The 1,344-nt window shown below is 37.5% G+C and carries 1 protein-coding gene; it reads left to right on the forward strand.

Annotated elements, in window-relative coordinates; translation table 11 throughout:
- A partial coding sequence (locus tag R7070_RS25330; RefSeq protein WP_318141406.1) for a ProQ/FINO family protein occupies positions 1 to 502 on the forward strand: 502 nt, incomplete at its 5' end.
- Positions 503 to 1,344 lie beyond the last annotated feature (842 nt).

The raw sequence follows: 1,344 nt of genomic DNA on the forward strand, positions 1-1,344 counted from the left end.
TGTTTATGAAATGACAGAGATTGTAATCAAGAAAAGAAAAACGTTGTCTTTGAAGCCAAAGCCAGCTCCAAAGAAAGAAGAGTGCCAACCAGAACCGTCAGGTGCGGAACGACTGGCCGAGAATAACCGAAAGCAAGAGCAGGAACGCCAGAGAAATTATCATGCGTGTAAGGCGTGGATTTTTTCAACATGGCCAGAGATTTTCAACCGTGAAGATGTGAAGCCTTTAGAGCTTGGCATTGGTAAAAAGATCATCGCTGAATATGACCGTGCTGGCGGTGCTGAGGCTTTGGGGTTTGGTCGAACATTACAAATCGGTCGCGTTCTTAAAGGGTGGACACAAAGAAAAGCTTACCTTCGAGCGCTATCTCAAGAAGGTGCTTTTCGTTACGACTTAAATAGTCAGGTTGTTGAAGAAGTATCCCCTGAGCATTGCGAAAAGGCCAAACGCCAACTGGAAGAGAAAAAGCGCATGGCTAAAGTGTCCAAAAAGAAGGCTTAGTGGCCATTTGGCTATGAAAAAAATCGTGGCGCCGTAACTTATGAATCGAAAGTTATGGTGCCAAAATTTAACGCTCAATTTTCTTACCATTCTGACTCTATCTTCATGCGAAAACAGCCATGATCCATCAAATCACGGCGTCACATTCCAAAAATCACATCAAACTTGACGATTTAACGTAATACAGATAATCACCACCAAAATTCCCCCCTTCCTTAAACAAAATCAGCTCACCTTGATTCCTGAAAGGATCTTTAATCATGGTTAATTAAATCCATTTTAATAGCCTAGGAATATTATTTGTTAATGGTAATTGATTTTATTTGTGACCTGTCACAATTACGTATTTAAATATATTTAATTCAACTTTAAACATCACTAAATGTGATTATTTGTCTTTAGCCTGTGGATATCACGAAATGTTTTTAGAGCTAGCTCAAGTAATTGGAATAAATTAAAAATGATTTAAATTTATTTTGTCCTTTTTTGGGAAGACGGAGGGAAGATCGGAAAATGTTTTTAAAGTGCTTAATCCCTTATGTGGTAAGGTTTGTGGCGCTTTCCATAGATTTATCCCTTTAGATAATCGTTGTTCATTTTTTAACTTAAAGCAGAGTTGATTATCTCAAAAGGTGTAATTATCTTATTTTCCTGCGAAAGCATTGAATTAATTTTTGGAGAAATAAGATGGAAGCAAAAAATAATAAATCAGGTACAAGTGTTCATATTGATCATGAAACTCAAATGCGACTTCTTGCTTGGTTTAATCGTAATTATCGCAAGAGTGAATATGCGCCTCCTCAATCGTGTGGTTTTCAAACTCGAACGGCGTTAAACCAATT

Origin of the sequence: Vibrio sp. 1557, from assembly GCF_033340175.1 — a bacterium.
Taxonomy (GTDB): domain Bacteria; phylum Pseudomonadota; class Gammaproteobacteria; order Enterobacterales; family Vibrionaceae; genus Vibrio; species Vibrio alginolyticus.